This window comes from Corallococcus sp. AB038B, assembly GCF_003668955.1.
Lineage (GTDB): Bacteria > Myxococcota > Myxococcia > Myxococcales > Myxococcaceae > Corallococcus > Corallococcus exiguus.
The window spans coordinates 376886-392657 of the sequence record NZ_RAWO01000009.1; the positions used below are offsets into that span (position 1 = coordinate 376886).

At 69.4% G+C, this 15772-nt stretch carries 13 protein-coding genes and 1 pseudogene; 6 read left to right on the top strand and 8 right to left on the bottom strand.

Annotation, left to right across the window (positions count from 1 at the left end):
- Positions 1-56 precede the first annotated feature (56 nt).
- Positions 57-1271: a hypothetical protein gene (locus D7Y04_RS30235; protein ID WP_126934504.1), complete on the top strand. Its 1215-nt coding sequence runs from the start codon at positions 57-59 to the stop codon at positions 1269-1271.
- A gap of 52 nt (positions 1272-1323) precedes the next feature.
- Positions 1324-1674, top strand: coding sequence for a ribonuclease toxin immunity protein CdiI (gene cdiI, locus D7Y04_RS30240; RefSeq protein WP_120596691.1), 351 nt, complete (start codon positions 1324-1326; stop codon positions 1672-1674).
- 48 nt (positions 1675-1722) lie between these two features.
- Here the strand turns inward: cdiI and D7Y04_RS30245 are convergent, their stop codons facing one another.
- From D7Y04_RS30245 to D7Y04_RS30255, 3 genes are read right to left on the bottom strand one after another with little or no spacing between them, the layout of a single operon-like run.
- On the bottom strand, positions 1723-3990 hold the full coding sequence (locus tag D7Y04_RS30245) for a molybdopterin cofactor-binding domain-containing protein (protein WP_121761521.1): 2268 nt from the start codon (positions 3988-3990) through the stop codon (positions 1723-1725).
- 8 nt (positions 3991-3998) lie between these two features.
- Positions 3999-4460 (bottom strand): (2Fe-2S)-binding protein, encoded by a 462-nt coding sequence (locus D7Y04_RS30250; RefSeq protein ID WP_120553579.1) that lies wholly within the window; start codon positions 4458-4460, stop codon positions 3999-4001.
- On the bottom strand, positions 4457-5128 hold the full coding sequence (locus D7Y04_RS30255) for an Isoquinoline 1-oxidoreductase subunit (protein ID WP_121761522.1): 672 nt from the start codon (positions 5126-5128) through the stop codon (positions 4457-4459). The genes D7Y04_RS30250 and D7Y04_RS30255 overlap by 4 nt, the downstream gene beginning before the upstream one ends.
- Positions 5129-5480: 352 nt before the next feature.
- On the opposite strand from D7Y04_RS30255, the gene D7Y04_RS30260 reads away from it, so the two are divergent.
- Positions 5481-5846, top strand: coding sequence for a hypothetical protein (locus tag D7Y04_RS30260; protein ID WP_121761523.1), 366 nt, complete (start codon positions 5481-5483; stop codon positions 5844-5846).
- A 1-nt stretch (position 5847) separates the two neighbouring features.
- Here the strand turns inward: D7Y04_RS30260 and D7Y04_RS30265 are convergent, their stop codons facing one another.
- Entirely contained in the window at positions 5848-6558 is a 711-nt protein-coding gene (locus tag D7Y04_RS30265) for a siderophore-interacting protein (protein ID WP_121761524.1), read from the bottom strand.
- Between the two features lie 194 nt (positions 6559-6752).
- On the opposite strand from D7Y04_RS30265, the gene D7Y04_RS30270 reads away from it, so the two are divergent.
- Positions 6753-7460, top strand: a complete 708-nt coding sequence (locus D7Y04_RS30270) for a DUF6600 domain-containing protein (RefSeq protein WP_199749751.1) — start codon at positions 6753-6755, stop codon at positions 7458-7460.
- On the opposite strand, the gene D7Y04_RS30275 is transcribed toward D7Y04_RS30270, so the two are convergent.
- Positions 7417-9135, bottom strand: coding sequence for a radical SAM protein (locus D7Y04_RS30275; RefSeq protein WP_121761525.1), 1719 nt, complete (start codon positions 9133-9135; stop codon positions 7417-7419). The genes D7Y04_RS30270 and D7Y04_RS30275 overlap by 44 nt on opposite strands.
- 165 nt (positions 9136-9300) lie before the next feature.
- On the bottom strand, positions 9301-11718 hold the full coding sequence (locus D7Y04_RS30280; protein ID WP_121761526.1) for a helicase-related protein: 2418 nt from the start codon (positions 11716-11718) through the stop codon (positions 9301-9303).
- A 210-nt stretch (positions 11719-11928) separates the two neighbouring features.
- Here D7Y04_RS30280 and D7Y04_RS30285 point away from each other — a divergent pair, with 210 nt between their 5' ends.
- Positions 11929-12405: a bacterioferritin gene (locus D7Y04_RS30285; protein WP_158627611.1), complete on the top strand. Its 477-nt coding sequence runs from the start codon at positions 11929-11931 to the stop codon at positions 12403-12405.
- A 60-nt stretch (positions 12406-12465) separates the two neighbouring features.
- Here the strand turns inward: D7Y04_RS30285 and D7Y04_RS30290 are convergent, their stop codons facing one another.
- The gene (locus D7Y04_RS30290; RefSeq protein WP_121761528.1) at positions 12466-13473 is read right to left on the bottom strand and encodes a fatty acid desaturase; all 1008 of its coding nucleotides are present in this window, start codon (positions 13471-13473) and stop codon (positions 12466-12468) included.
- Positions 13474-13559: 86 nt separating this feature from the next.
- Positions 13560-14387 (bottom strand): PPK2 family polyphosphate kinase, encoded by an 828-nt coding sequence (locus D7Y04_RS30295; protein WP_121761529.1) that lies wholly within the window; start codon positions 14385-14387, stop codon positions 13560-13562.
- A 435-nt stretch (positions 14388-14822) separates the two neighbouring features.
- Here D7Y04_RS30295 and D7Y04_RS30300 point away from each other — a divergent pair.
- A pseudogene (locus D7Y04_RS30300) lies at positions 14823-15772 on the top strand (OmpA family protein); the annotation flags it as partial.

Below are 15772 nucleotides of genomic sequence, written 5' to 3' on the forward strand. Positions count from 1 at the left end.
CACAGGAGAAAGCCCCCGTGCCGCAGTCGAAGCATGACGCAGTGAAGCCGCTCCGAATGCGCCTGATTCCAGGACTGCTCGTCCTGGCCCTCGTCGGATGCTCCAGTGAGAAGGAGCAGACCGACCCGGACGAGCAGGAACAGCCTCAGCAGGAGCAAGGCACCTGGACGCCCCTCCCCTCGGGCGGGCCTCTTGCCGCGCGGAGCCAGGTGGCGAGTGTCTTTGATGGCCAGAACGTCCTGCTCTGGGGCGGACGGGGCGGCTGCACCGCTGACGGATTCTGCGGCGACGGGGCCCGCTTCAATGTGGCGGCGAAGACGTGGACGCCCATGTCGACCCAGGGCGCGCTCTCCGCACGCTCGCTGCATACGGCGGTGTGGACCGGCGAGCGGATGATGGTCTGGGGCGGGCTTGGCTGCGGTGGCCCCGATGTTCCCTGTGGCGACGGCGCGACCTATGACCCCGCGAGCGACGCCTGGAGCCCCCCCATCAAGTCCGATTACGCGCCCGCTCCGCGCTGGGGACACACAGCCCTCTGGACCGGCACGCAGATGCTGGTGTGGGGCGGCAAGGATGCCCGAGCGCCGCGTGTGTTCAGGGATGGGGCCATCTACCACGCGAAGGAAGACCTCTGGACGACCATGAACTTCGTCAAAGCCCCTCCGAACCGCTATGCGCACTCCGCGGTGTGGATCGACGGCGTGATGTACGTCTGGGGCGGAAACGGTGGCAGCCTCTTCGACGTGGCCATGGCGGACGGCTCGATGTACGGCCCTCACGGGGACGGCTGGCTGGCGATGCCACCCGAAGAAGGGAGCCCCAAGGCCCGCTGGTCTCACACGGCGGTGTGGACCGGGTCGAGCATGATCATCTGGGGCGGGACCGGCTGTGGCGACGACCCCCAGCAGGATCCGCCGATCTACTGCGACAAGGGCGCCGCGTTCGATCCGGTGTACCGGGTGTGGTCAGCCATCTCCACCAAGGGCGCGCCCTCGCCGCGCATCGGGCACACCGCGGTGTGGACCGGTTCGAAGATGGTCATCTGGGGTGGCACCTCGCCGACCTGCGGCTCCGGCGGCGGCGTCTGCTCGGACGGCGCGGCCTACGACCCGGCCACGGACACGTGGGCACCGCTGCGCACCGAAGGCGCACCTTCCGCGCGAACCGGACACGTGAGCGTGTGGACGGGCAACGCCCTCTTCATCTGGGGAGGCATGGGGGCCAGCGGCTCGGATGCTCCCCTTTCGGATGGCGCCTTGTGGGTGCCGTGAGTGCGCGCTGAAGTATGATGTATCAGCAGGAGCCGGACTCGAGAGACCCGACATGCCCAGGTTGAGCCTTGTATCGGATCGGGATCGCCTTTTCCCGGTACAGGCGTTCTTCAACGCCATCAACGCTTCCGAATTCGTCGATACCTACCGGAACCTGCTGAACGGAATCGGCTATGGCTTTGAAGGAATTCTCTCATGCGAGTTCCCAGGAAGCCTTGACCCGTGGGAGGAACGGTTCGACGGGGTCCGGTTCTCCATTTACGAGGAGGAGGTCATCGTTGATTACAGCGTGTTCGTCCGGTTCGCATTGACCTGGGCGCAGGCCCACGTCAAGGCTTGGCCGGAAGACAAGGCTGAGCTCGAAGCGATCCTGAAGGACCTCCCAGGTTACTTGGGCCTCTAAGTGCGTACTGATGTTTGGTGCGGGCCGCAGGAAGACCGCACCCTCGGCTCACACCTTCACGGTCTTCACCAATGGCAGCTCACGCACACGCGTCCCCGTGAGCGCGAACACCGCATTGGCCAGGGCGGGGGCCACGGGGGGCACTCCGGGCTCGCCAATGCCTCCGGGCCGGCCGTCGCTGGGGATGATGTCCACGTGGATGCGCTTCGGCGTCTCCGCGATGCGCGCCAGGCGGTAGTCGCGGAAGTTGCTCTCCACCACGGCGCCGTCCTTCATCGTGATGGCGCCGTAGAGCCCCAGGCTCAGGCCGAACACCACCGCGCCTTCCATCTGCGCCCGCACGCGCTCCATGTTCACGATGGTGCCCGCGTCCGCGACGATCCACGCCTCGTCCACCCGGATGCGCTCGTCCGCGTCCTTCACCACCGACACCACCACCGCCACGTACGTCAGGAAGCTGCGGTGCGCCGCCAGCCCCAGCGCCCTTCCCTCCCGCTTGCGCTCGTCCCAGCGAGACAGGCCCGTCACCCTTTCAATCACCCTGCGCAGCCGCGCCGTGTCCACCGGGTGCTCTTCCAGGGACTGGCCGTAGTTCGGCACCTTCGCCACGCCCAGGTCCTTGGGCGTCACGATGCGCGACGGCCCCAGCACCTCCAGCAACGTGTCTCGCGGATCCGTGCCGCGCTCGTGCGCCAGCTCGTCGATGAAACTCTGCACCGCGAACGCGTGGTAGATGTTCGCCACGGACCGCAGCCAGCCGATGCGCGTGTGCGCCCGCGCCTCGCAGTTCTCCATCCGGATGTCCGGGATGGCCAGCGGCAGGTCCACGATGCCCTGCCCCATCTCTCCGTCCCCCGCGAACGTCGCGTCGGAGAACGTGGAGCCGATGGGCGGGAACGCGATGCGCTGGTGCCACGCCACCACCTTGCCGCTCGCGTCCAGGCCCGCCTCCAGCCGCTGCGCGCTCGTGGAGTGGTAGTAGTCGTGGCGCACGTCGTCCTCGCGCGTCCACTGCAGGCGCACCGGCGCGCCCGCCGCCTTCGCCACCAGCGCCGCCTCCACCACGTAGTCCGGCTTCGACTTGCGGCCGAACCCGCCACCCAACAGCGTCACGTGGATGGTCACCTTCGACGGGTCGAGGCCCAGCGCCTTCGCCACCTCGCTGCGCGCGGCCTGCGGATTCTGCGTCGTGGCCCACACCTCGCAGGTGCCGTTCTCCACCTTCGCCACCGCCGCGGGCGGCTCCATGGGCGCGTGCGCCAGGTGCGGCGTGTTGTACGTGGCCTGCACCCGCTTCGCCGCCTTCGCCAGCGCTCCTTGCGCGTCGCCGACGTTGCGCACCACCTTGCCCGGCTTGCCAATCACCTCCAGCAGCTGCTCGCGGTACGCCTCCGAGTCGTAGACGGCGTTGTCCCCACCCTCCCACGTCACGTCCAGCGCCGCGCGGCCCTTCATCGCCGCCCAGGTGTTGTCCGCCACCACCGCCAGGCCTCCCAGCGGCTGGAACAGGAAGGGCTTCGTCGCCGCCGGCAGCTCCACCACCTGCCGCACGCCCGGCACCGCCAGCGTCTTCGTCGCGTCGTAGCGGGCCACCTTGCCTCCCGCCACGGGCGGACGCGCGATGACCGCCGTGCGCATCCCCGGCAACACGACGTCCGCGCCGAACACCGCCCGGCCCGTCACGATGTCCGGCCCGTCCAGCAGCGGCAGTTCCTTGCCCAGGTGCTTGAGCTCGCTGCGCGGACGGAGCGTCACCGCGTCCTTCTTCGGGACCTTCAGCTTCGCCGCGTCACCGGCCAGCTCGCCGAACTTCAGCGTCCGCTGCGAGCCCTTGTGGAAGACGGCGTGGTCGCGCGCCTCGCACTCCGTGGGCGCCACCTTCCAGCGCTTCGCCGCCACCGCCACCAGCATCGTGCGCGCCGTCGCGCCCGCGTAGCGCAGGTCGTCGAAGATCTTCCGCACGCTGCTGGAGCCGTCCGTGTTCTGGTCTCCGTAGGCTTCGTCGCCGTCGCCCTGGACCACCTTCACGTGGGCCATGTCCGCGCCCAGCTCGTCCGCGATGAGCACCGGCAGCGAGCTGCGCACGCCCTGCCCCATCTCCGAGCGGTGGCAGACGATGGTCACCACGCCGTCCGGCGCCACGTGCACGAAGACGTTGGCCCGGAGGCCCCCCGTGGGCACTTCCGGCAGCGACGTGGGCATGGGCGCGGCGTGGGCCCTCGAGGGCAGGAACACCTCCAGCCCCAGGCCCGCGGCCACGATTCCCATTCCTTCCAGCACGGAGCGGCGCGACAGACGGATGCGTGTGTCTTGCATGGTGGCCCTCACTCCGTCGGCAGTCCCGCCGCCTTCTTCACGGCGGTGCGGATGCGCGTATATGTCCCGCAGCGGCACAGGTTGCCCGCCAGCGATTGATCGATCTCCGCGTCGGTGGGCTTCGGCTTCTTCGCCAGCAGCGCCGCCGCCGTCATGATCTGCCCCGCCTGACAGAAGCCACACTGCGGCACAGCCAGGTCCACCCACGCCTTCTGCAACGGATGCGAGCCATCCGGCGACAGGCCCTCGATGGTCATCACCTCGCGGCCGTCCGCGCGGCGCACCGGCGTCACGCACGAGCGCACCGCCGCGCCGTCGATGTGCACCACGCACGCGCCGCAGAGCGCCTGGCCGCAGCCGTACTTCGTGCCCGTCAACGTCAGCACGTCGCGCAGCGCCCAGAGCAACGGCATCTCCGGATCCACGTCCAGCACGTGCTCGGTCCCATTCACTCGCAGACGGATGCTCACGGTCGGCTCTCCTCGCGCGGGCACTCCGCGCCATCCTTCACCCACGCGGCCACCAGGGCCCCGAACTCCGCCTGCGTTCCCGGCGCCGGAACCCGATCCGCCCCGGGCTTCCAGCCCCAGCCCACCAGCTCGTCATGCGCCGAGTGCTCAATCAATTCCGCCAGGCTCTTTCCGCCGTTGCGCGCCGGGTCCTTCAACTGTTCGCACAGTGCGCGCGGCGTGCGCCCCTCCCACGCCATCACCTTGGGCGCCACGTGCCACTTGGGCGCGCCGGGGATCCGCGCCAGCTGCGCGTTGCGATCCTGGTGGCAGGAGGTGCACTCCAGGCCGGGCACGCCCTGGTCCTCGGGGCCCCGGACCACTGGCGGGTCATGGAGCTTGCCCGTTTCGCCTTGCAGCGGACTGTCGCCCGCAGGGTGGCAGTTGACGCAGCGGGGATGCAGCATGACCCGGCTCGCCTCCAGGAACAGCGCTTGCGAGCGCTCCTTCTTGTCGCCAATGCCCGCGAAGGCCTCCGGCGGCCGGAGCGCCTGTGGATTCGCGGGCGGCGGCACCACGGACGGATGCGCCGCGCGGCCTCCACATCCCGCGCTGATCAGGAGCGACAGCGACAGCGCCGCCGCCCCCGCGCCCAGCACGGCTCCCAGTGCCTTCGAGCGAAGATTCATCGTGCCCCGTCCATCCCTTCGGCCAGAGGTCGTCCGGCCTCACACGCAGCGTCACGAGGCCGGACGGGCCATGCTGCCCCGGTCCCGCCCTCCGCGAGCCTGTCAAAATGCCGCATGGCCTGTGAAGGTTTTCTTCAGAACGCGGCCAACCCTGGGAGTGGGCGGTGTCATCACGCACCGTGAGGGACGGCAGCCTTCGTGAAGGCTTCGTGCCTGGGTGACACAGGCCGCGGGCGGGATTGACGGAATGTCTCTTGGGGCCGCTGGGGGATCCGCGCAAGTGCGCGGAATCGCGTGCGCGGGGTGTTGGAACGCCATGTGTATTGGGAAGAACGCAAGGAGATAGCCCGCCATGCGCCAGAGCCCCGCGTCGTCCCTGTTCTCCCTCACCCGCCTCTTCGTCGAGCAGTGTGCCCGTTGGAGGCTGCGCGAGGAGGTCATCGCGTTCATCCTCGAGTTCGGCACTCCCGCCCGGGCGTGTGGTGCCACCCACCTCACCGTGCACGAGCGAGACCTGCCGGTCGCGCTGCGTGACTCGTCATTGGCGCGGCAGGCGCGCGGGTGGATCCTCATCCTCAATGACGAGGACCGGCTCCTCACCTGCTACCGCCGCCAGGACGCCTCGCGCTTCCTGCGGCAGAAGTCCAAGCGCCGTCCCGCGGGCGTGACCCGGGGCCGCGACGACTTCCTGCGCGGCCTCCAGCTCGCTCCGGCCTGAATCAGTCGAGCCCCGTCTTGCCCACCGCCCAGTAGGCCTTCACCTTCGGCGTGGCGCGTTCGCCGTCGCCGCGCAGCCGCGAGCGCAAGGCCTGGATGGACTGCGCCCGGCCCGTCATCACCAGCGTCGCGCCGGGCTTCGCGCGCAGGGCTTCGCGCAGCCGTTCGTGGACTTGCGTCAGGTGCGCGTCGCCTGCCGTGCGCTCCACGTCCTGGCCCTCGAAGCCCAGCTCGCGCAGCGCGGGCGCGCAGTCCTCGCGGCGTGTCACCTCGAAGATGGGGGTGACGTCGCGCTTCGCTCCGGTGCGGAACGCGTGCGCCACCGCGAAGGACGTCTCGTCACCGAAGAGCACCACCGGCGCGTCGCCGGACTCCAGCGCCACCGAGCGCCGGGGCCCGAAGAACTGCACCGTGTCCCCGGTGCGCACGTCACGGCCCCACTTCGCTCCCGGGCTGTCGCCGTGCAGGTACACCAGGAAGGACGTGGCCCCGCGCGCTTCGTCCCACGACAGCGGCGTGTACGTGCGCATGCCCAGCCCTGGCAGGAACACCTGCACCTTGTCGCCGGGGCTCCATCCCTGCCCCCGCAGCGCGGGCCCTTCACAGTCAATCTGTCGAAAGGCGCGCGAGACTTCGCGCACCTGGGTCACCTTCGCTTCGGTGAAGAGAAACCGGCCCAGCATGCTTCCGAGCATGGCCTTGGCATTTGCCATTGGAGCCTCCGTTCAGGCGTTCATACGCCTCCTGCACGTGCACGGCTCGTGAAGTTGCGTGAAGGCGTCCTCACCTTGCAGGGCAGAGACCCCCACGAAAGGAACCGGACATGGGCTCCTGGCATCCCCGGGTGCGCTGGCTTCGGACCGGCGGCGCCACTGTCCTTGCCATCCTGGCAGGCGGAGGCTGTGCGATGGGCCCGGATGAATTCGGGCCGCAGGTGACGTCGAGTTCGACGCCCCTGGACAACCCCATGTCCCAGTTCCGGGAGGTACTGGCGCCCTACGGCACCTGGATGGACCTGCCGGACGTCGGCTGGGTCTGGCGGCCGGACCCGAACGAGGTGGGCGTGGGCTTCAACCCGTATTCCACCGCCGGCCGGTGGGTTTCCAGCGACTGGGGATGGACCTTCGAGAGCGATTGGAACTGGGGCTGGGCGCCGTTCCACTATGGCCGGTGGTTCACCACGCCGGAGCAGGGCTGGCTGTGGTGGCCCGACAATGAGTGGGCTCCTGCCTGGGTGGACTGGCGTTGGGGGAATGGCTTCGTTGGCTGGAAGCCCCTCTCGCCGCCGGGCATCAGCACCGGGTTGAGGTGGACGTTCGTGAGCGCGAACAACTTCGTGCAGCCCGACGTGGAGTCGCATCTCCTTCCGGAGGCACAGGTCCAGGAGCTGATGCGCCAGACGCAGCCCGTGGGTGAGCATGTGGTCGCCCGCGAGGGGTACTGGAACCGGGGGCCGGAGCCGGAGGAGGTCGCACGGGTCACCGGACAGGAGGTGCCGCTCGCGCAGCCGATGACGCCGCCCACGGGTCATCCGCCTCGTGCATCGGCCACGGGGTCGGAAGGCGCCGCGCCTATGCAGGCTGGAGGAAGCGCCCGTCCACCAGATGGTCGATGACCTCTCGGGCGGAGTGCGGATCCAGCCTCTCCTTGGTGCCCAGGTGCGTCACCGCGCTGGAGACGGTGGTGGGCTTTTCGAAGGCGGCCAGGGCGGCCAGGAGGATGGCTCCGTCATCGCCCTGGGTCAGCGTGGGGTCGGTGAACCTTCGTGGGTTGACTGACGGCGCGCAGCTCAGGGTGATGCCATCCACCGAGCGAAGGACCGTCACCGGCTCCTTCGCCATCTTCGCGGGGGCCCGGTGGCTGCCCAGCCAGTCCCCCAGCGTGAAGCGCTCCGCCGAGGACGCGGTGTTCTTGAGCCGCGTGCGCCCGTGGAGGTCCACGTGCTTCCTCGCGTCCCGGTGCTTCCAGGCCAGCGCGTCCACCCGGTCCGAATTGCGCTGCACCGCCGCTTCCAGCTCCTTGTCCTTGAAGCGGATCATCGGCACTGACACGTCGCCGGGCTCGCGGCGCTCGAAGTAGCCGAGGAACTCCGCGAACGTCTTCGCCTCCGTCACCATGTCGAAGCGCGCGGGGTGCTCCGTGACGAGCGCCCCGGGCTGCGCCTCCAGCCGCTGGTAGCCCACCACGCAGTCCAGGCCGATGATGCGCTCCACCAGCCGCAGCTCCTCTGCGAGCCGCTCCCGGCTCGTGAACGGAAGGCCCCCGATGCCAGAGATTTCAATCTCCACGTTCGGATGGCGGCGGGCGGACTCGATGACTTCCAGCAGCTCGCGGTCCTTCGCACAGGGCTTGAGCAGACCCTTGGACATCTGCTCCAGCCGCTGCTGTTCGGAGAAGCAGCCGATGTCGATGACCATGTAGATGCGCTGGAAGGTCTCCGCCAACGCCGAGACCAGCTCCACGCGCGGCACGCCCCAGAGGAAGTACGTGCAGCAGTGGCGCGACAGGTCCACGCCCGCCCAGGTGCTCCCCAGGAACTCCGCAGTGCTGCCCGCGAAGTCGTAGCGCATCTGCCACGTCCGGCTGGCGATCTCCTGATGGTCCCGGCGCACGTTCTCCTCGGCGCGCAGGAACGGCTTCGCGCGCCCGAAGTCCGCCTTCTGGTTGCCTCGCGCCCCGCCGCAATAGAGGCAGTTCTCGCCGCAGCCCTTCCCAGGCGCGACCCAGCCGGAGAAGGAGTGCGCGTCCATCTGGCTGAGGAAGATCTCGTTGAAGTGCGAGTAGTAGACGTCCTGCGTGTTGGTCGCGCGCTGCACGTACGCCAGCGGCAACCGGCGGGGACGGCCGTCCGGCGTCCGCGTCACGACGTTGGGCGGGGCTTCCTCTCCGTTGCAGAGCGCCAGCAGCGGGACTTCCCCATCGCCCAGGATGACGTGGTCGATGCAGTCGTAGCCGCTCAATTCCTTCCACCAGTACGACGCGGAGTTGCCTCCCACGACGATGCGGATGGATGGATCGATCTTCCGGATGGTCCGGGCGATGAGCAGCGCGCGGTCCACGTGGTGGAACCACTTGAGGCTGATGCCGATGAGCTTCGGGCGAACGCGGGCGATGAGGCGCTCGAAGGACTGCGTCACATCCCCCGCGCTCTCGTCCCCGTCCCACAGGCGCACGAAGGCTTCAATCCCGCCGCGCCGCAGGTAGCTCGCCAGGTAGAGGATGCCGCACGTGGCTTCGCCCGTTCCGGCACCGACGAGGAGGACTGGCGAGAGGGCACGACCACTGCTCATGGGACGACCACCGGACTGGGAGGGAGACGAAGGCCAGCGTATAGGCGAATCCGGGCAGGCCCCGCGTGGATTCGTCGCCTCCCCTCCTCCCAGGCCGCCGGCCTGCTCCCTGGACGGCCCCTCACCCCAGGAGTTCAGCGAGGTGCCGGAGCAGGACCCGGGGCTTCATGGGCGGTCGTTGATCCGGCCCGAGCCTGCCGTCTCACGACCGCGAACACCACTCGTATCCGGCGCCGTCGCCGACGGCTTCCGTCCCCGCCTGCGCCGCCGCTTCTTCGATGCAGCACCCTGAGGCTGTCCGCCCAACGCCCGCAGCACCTGCGCGCGGACGCCGCCCTCCAATCGCAGTTGTTGCATGAGCGCCTGCACCTGCTTCGCGCCCTGCGGGTTCCGCAATCCCTCTCCCAGCCGCTCGACGATGTCGATGCGCAACGCCACCGGCCCGATGACCTCGTAGCCGAAGGCCCGCGCGCTCCGGCCGGCCAGCGCGGAACCGTTCAGCGCCGGCTCCTGGGGAATGCCTTGCGGACACGGCGCCTGCTGGAACAGCGCCGTCAACATGGCCCGCCGATCCAGGGCCTGGGGCGACAGGGCCTGGGTGACGTAGAGGAACCGCTGGCCCTCGTGGACTCCCTGCGTCTTCAGCCGCTCGCGCGACTCCTCATCCAGGAGCCGCCACTGCTCGCGGGCCTCGCCCTGGGAGATGACGCCCAGCCCTTCCGCCAGCTGGTAGGCCACGGCTCGTGTCGCCGGTGAGCGGCTCGCGCTCGTGAAGGACTCCGCGGGAAAGCCTCCCATGGCCTCCGTGACCAGGTCCCTCGCCAGCGCCACCAGCCGGCGCTCCAATCGCTGACGCGCGCCTCCCGTCCACACCTCCGGCTCCGCCAACGCCAACTGCGGCGAGCGCCGGTCGCGCCCCCGCACCAGCCGGGCCAGCGGCTGAGCCTCGAAGGAGATGCGCCCCGTCGCGTCCACTTCAAAGGCGTCGTGCGTCGCGTCCACCACGCGCTGGACGAACTGCTCCTCCGTCATCAACGCGCCTTCCGCGCCCGGAACCTCCGTCAACAGGAGCCCCAGCTTCGCGAATGGATTGTCCGAGGCACCGGCCTGCGGCTGCGCGCTGGCCCTCACGAAGCGGCGCGCGCTCCTCCTCGCGGCCCGCTGTACGAAGCGCTCCACCAGCCGCTCATGCAGGGCGTCTCCCAGCGCGTCCTCGATGCGGCGGGTGCGCTCCTGCCAGTCTTCCGCGTCGTTCAGCCAGCCCGGACGATGGCTGATGTACGTCCAGATGCGGATGGCCGCGAGCCGGTCCATCAGCGTGTGGATGTCCCCGGACGCGTCATCCAGCGGAGACACCTGCCGGCCCAGCCACGTCGGATCCAGCTTCCCGTCCCCGGCCGTCAGCTGGAGGAACGTCTCGCGCAGCAGCGCGACGTGCTGCCCGAAGAGCCCCTTGCGGAAGTCCGGGACCTGGCAGACCTGCCACAAGAGCTCCACGGACGCCTTGTCGGTGGTGAGCTCGCGGATGGCGGGCACCGCCGACAGGCCCTTGAGCGCGTCGAAGTCGTCCGCGCGCTCCACCCGGACGAAGCCGCTGTCGCGAGGAGCCCGCGACAATGAATCCAGCAGCGCCTCCGGGCTTGCGAAGTCGAGCGAGGAGTTGCGCCAGACGAGGCTGCGCACCGCCGGGAAGCGGTGGGTTTCAATGGCGGAGACGATGCGCGGCGGCAGCTCCGGCAGTGTGTTCAGCGCGCCGAAGCTCCCGTCGTTGAGGTGGCGCCCCGCGCGGCCCGCGATCTGTGCCAGCTCGTCCGGATACAGGTCGCGCTGTTCGGCGCCGTCGTATTTGGAGAGCGTCGCGAAGGCCACGTGGTTGAGGTCCAGGTTCAACCCCATGCCAATGGCATCCGTGGCCACGAGGTACTGGACCTCGCCGGATTGATACATGGCCACCTGCGCGTTTCGCGTCCGGGGTGACAGCGCGCCCAGCACCACCGCCACCCCGCCCCGCAGACGGCGCAGCGCTTCGGCCAATTCGTAGACGCGGTCCGCGGAGAACGCGACCACCGCCGAGCGCGGCGGCAGGCTCTTCAGCGAGCGGCGCCCGGCATAGCGCAGCTGCGACAGGCGCATGGCGCGCTTCGTGGTCGCATGGGGAATCAGCGCCTGCACCATGGGCCGCATGGTGTCCGCGCCCAGGAACCAGGTCTCCTTGCGGCCGCGCGCGTGCAGCAGCCGGTCCGTGAAGACGTGCCCGCGCTCCCGGTGCGCGGCGAGCTGGATTTCATCCACCGCGAGGAAATCCACCTCCCGGTCGGTCGGCATCGCCTCCACGGTGCAGATCCAATAGTCGGGCCGGGGCGGGATGCGCTTCTCCTCGCCCGTCATCAGCGCGACCCGGCCCTCGCCCACCTTCGCGGTCACCCGGTCGTAGACCTCACGGGCGAGCAGGCGGAGCGGCAACCCGATGATGCCGGAGTCGTGCTCAAGCATCCGTTCGATGGCGCGAAACGTCTTCCCGGTGTTCGTGGGCCCCAGCTCCGCCACGACGACGGACGGCCGGCTGGATGGGCTCGAGCTCATTGGCGAAGACTAACCCCGAACCCCCTCCTCCGCCCTGGAGGCCGCAAGGGATGTTCGCCGGCAACGTCCCTGCCCGCGCCCTGCGTGGAAGCAGGCGTCCGGGGGCGGGACGGACAGGCGCGGCGCTCCCGGCACGCAGGGGCAGGTGGGATGGACGGCGCCGCCCGGGCCCCCCAGCTTCCGGACACGCAGCCGCCCGGGGGCAATGCCATGGCCGACACGCATTCGCAGCCGTCCGAGACCGACCCGGGAGAGCTGGGGGTCCGCATCACGCTGCTCAACGCCGCGCTGGCGACCAAGGTCGTCTGTGTGCGGCGCTACACGCGCCACGCCCTGCTGGCGGGAGGCGCGTGTCACGACGCGATGAAGGCCGCGTTCGGCCTGCACGCTCGCGATGAACAGGACCACGCGCTCAGGCTCGCCGAGCGCATCCAACAGCTGGGCGGCCGACCGGATTTCAACCTTGGAGGCCTCATGTCCAGCGGTGATACCCAGGACGACGAAGGGCGGACGCTGGTGGAGCTGCTGCGCGAGAACCTGGAGGCGGAGCGCGTCGCCATCGCGTCGTACCGCGACCTCATCCCCTACTTCGCGGAACGCGACCCCACCACGCGGCGGCTGCTGGAGGAGCTCCTCGACGACGAGGAGGCTCACGCCAACGCCCTGCATGCGCTGCTGAAGCCTTGAGACCCCGGCCCGGTGGGTTCCTCGGGCGGGTCCCGAACGGACCCGCCGGGCCGAGGATCCTCAGGCGCCCGGAACCACCTGCACGTCGCGGTAGCGCACCATCCGCTTCAGCGACGGATCCCACAGGTTCAGCCGCAGGCACCCCACGATGTCCTTCAGCGTGAGCGTGGTGACGTGCGGCCCCTGGAGCTCCGGGATGGACGCCATCGCCTCCGGCAGCCGGTAGAACGGGATGCGCGGGTTGAGGTGGTGCACGTGGTGGTAGCCGATGTTGCCCGTGAACCACTCCATCACTGGCCCGAAGCGCATGTAACTGCTCGCCTCCAGCGCCGCGTCCGCGTGGTTCCACGACGACTCCGGCAGGATGGCCACCTCGTCGAAGTTGTGCTGCGCGTAGAACAGGTACGTGCCCAGCGCGTACGCGGCGATCAGCGGCCCCAGGAAGGCCGTGAGATAGACGCCCAGGCCGAAGAAATGCCAGACAGCCGCGGACAGGGCCACGTGCACGCCCAGCGCCAGCCCGGACGTCCAGTAGCGCTTCGGGTTCTTCACGAACGGCTGGAGGCACAGGCTGTAGAGGAACGCGGTGAAGTAGCCGAACAGCTGCGTCACCGGGTGGCGCTCCACCACGTAGCCCAGGCGCTGTGCGCCGGTGGCCTTGCGCCACTGGTCCGTGGTCCAGGTGGCGAAGGTGCCCGCCGAGTCCGCCGCGATGCGGGCGGTGTTGGCGTGGTGATGGTTGTGCGTGTCATTCCAGATGCGCGACGGGGTGAGCGTGAGCAGCCCCTGCACCTGGAAGAGCACCTTGGCCCACCGGGACTTCGGCAGGAGCGCCCCGTGCATCGCGTCGTGGAAGAGGATGAAGCAGCGGATGAGCACCAGCGCTTCAATGAGGCCGCCCACGATGCGCAGGGGCCACCAGGGCGCGGCCACCGCCAGCACCACCGCGCCCACGAGCGCGGCGTAGGTGGAGCCGAGCGCCCAGAGGGAGCGCGCGGTGTCCTGGGCCGCGAAGGGACGCGTGCGGGCAATGAGGTCCTTGCTCGATGGCGACGCGGTTCGTTCCATGGGGACAGGGCTCCGGCGGTGCCCGCCCGGCGACACACCGGGACGGATGACCGAGAGCGTTGTCCCATCCCCATGTCACGGCCGGGTCAGCGCTTCTTACGCCAGGCGCGAAGCTCCGCTTTCTTCTGCTTGCCCACCTCGTCCAGCCGGGCCTGCCAGGTTTCACGGTAGGGGCGCAGGGCCTCCGCCACGGCGCGGGCCACCACCAGGTTGCGGTACCACTTGGCGTCCGAGGGCACCAGGTGCCAGGGCGCCTGCTCGGTGGACGTGAGGGCGAAGACATCCTCATAGGCGCGCGTGTAGTCCGCCCAGTGCTTGCGGTCCTCCCAGTCGCCCGCGGCGATCTTCCACGCCTTGCGCGGCTCCTCCTCGCGCGCCAGCAGCCGCTGCTCCTGCTCCTCCTGGCTGATGTGGAGGAAGAACTTGAGGACGATGGTGCCGTGCTCCCAGAGCAGGGTCTCGAAGTCCCGGATGTGCTGGTAGCGCGACTTCCAGAGCGCCTTGGGCACCAGGTTGTTCACCCGCGCCACGAGCACGTCCTCATAGTGGGAGCGGTTGAAGATGGAGAACTCGCCCAGGCGCGGGGCCTTGCAGTGCACGCGCCAGAGGAAGTCGTGCTCCCGCTCCTCCGTGCTGGGCACACCGAAGGAAGTAACGCTCACCCCGCGCGGATTGAGGCTGCCCACCACGTGCTTGATGGTGCCGTCCTTGCCGGCGGTGTCGCGCCCCTGCAGGACGATGAGGACGGAGTTCATCTTCGCGCCCCACAGCAGGTCCTGGAGATCGAACAGCTCCTCGCCCAGCGTGTCGAACTCCGCCTTGGCCACCTCCTTGTCCGTCTTCTTCGGCGGTCCCGTGGGGATGCGCTCCAGCTTCACCTTCGCGCCCTGCTTGTCGTTGCGGATGATGTCCATGGTCCCCTTCGCTCCTGGTGTGGGCGCAAGCGTGCCCTGAGCGAAGGCGGATTCACACTGTTCCGAGCCAGGACGGCGGCAGAACGTCCGAGTCGAACCTTTCAAGGACCATCCGGCACAGGTGGTGGCGGCTGGACAGCGTGCCGCCTCCCTCTTGGGCCGGCAGGCTGTCCAGTTTCCAGATCCTGGTTCTTGAATCCAGACAAGACGCCCCGCCAGGTGCTCCGCGAGCCCCCGAATCCAGTCACATTCCAGCAATGCGGCTGTTTCACTGCTTGCGATTGCCTCCGCGACAAGCGGCAAAACCAGGCTCAAGAGCTGCCCTGGCGGTCCAAACAAGTCTCCAGAAATCAATTCCTCACAAGTTCTCATCTTGCCCGTCCAGCTTTCGTTCCCCCCTGTCGCCAGCCCGACCCGCCGCATCACGAGAGCCAGATGATCCGAACCTCAATGCTCCTGCCAACCCACTTTCGTCTGTTGTCCGCCCTGGCCCTGCTGCCCTCCCTGGCCAGCGCCGCCTCGACCACCGCCCCTGCTTTCGACCTGGAGCGACTGAGCCTCAACCCCACGTCGCGTGCCGCGCTCGGCACGGCGGCGGGCAGCCTTCGCGAGCCCGGTGAGCTGCGCCTGGCCCTGGCGGCGCACTACGAGCGCTCGCCGCTCACGCTCTACCGCGATGGAGAGCGGATGGACTCGCTCGTCGGATCGCGCACGCAGGTGCAGTTGGCGGGCACCTATACGGTGACCAAGCGGTTCGAGGTGGGCGCCATCCTCCCCCTCATGGCCCACCAGGGCACGAGCGGGTTCTCCAACGTGGGCATGACGTCCCCTTCCTCATGGGGCCTGGGGACGCCGGTGCTGCAGGGCCGGCTGGGGCTCCTGGATGAGACGTCCGCGCCGGTGTCGCTGGCGGCGGAGCTGGCGGTGGGCCTGCCCGTGGGCAACAAGGATGCGCTCCAGGGCAGCGGAGGCTGGGATGTGACGCCGCGCGTGTCCGCGGGCCGCACGGTGGGTCCGGTGGTGCTGGGCCTGGAGGCGGGCGTCCGGCTGCGCAACCGCACGGCGGTGGGCTCGAACTCGGTCGGCTCGGAGCTTCCCTGGGCAGCCACCGTGGCCACCACGGGCCACAAGCTGCGCGGCGAGCTGGGCCTGCGCTCCGCGGTCCCCCTGACGGACAGCCCCATGCCCATGGAGTTGCTGGCGGGCGGCCGCTACGCGCTGGGCTCCCGGATGGAGGTGTTCGCGCTGGGCGGCCCCGGCCTGGGCACCGCGCCCGGCACCCCTGCCTTCCGCGTGATGGCCGGCCTGTCGGTATCCGCGCTCCAGGCGGTCCAGCCGGTGATTCGTCCCCGCATCGCGGAAACCCTTCCCCCCACGCCCGCCCC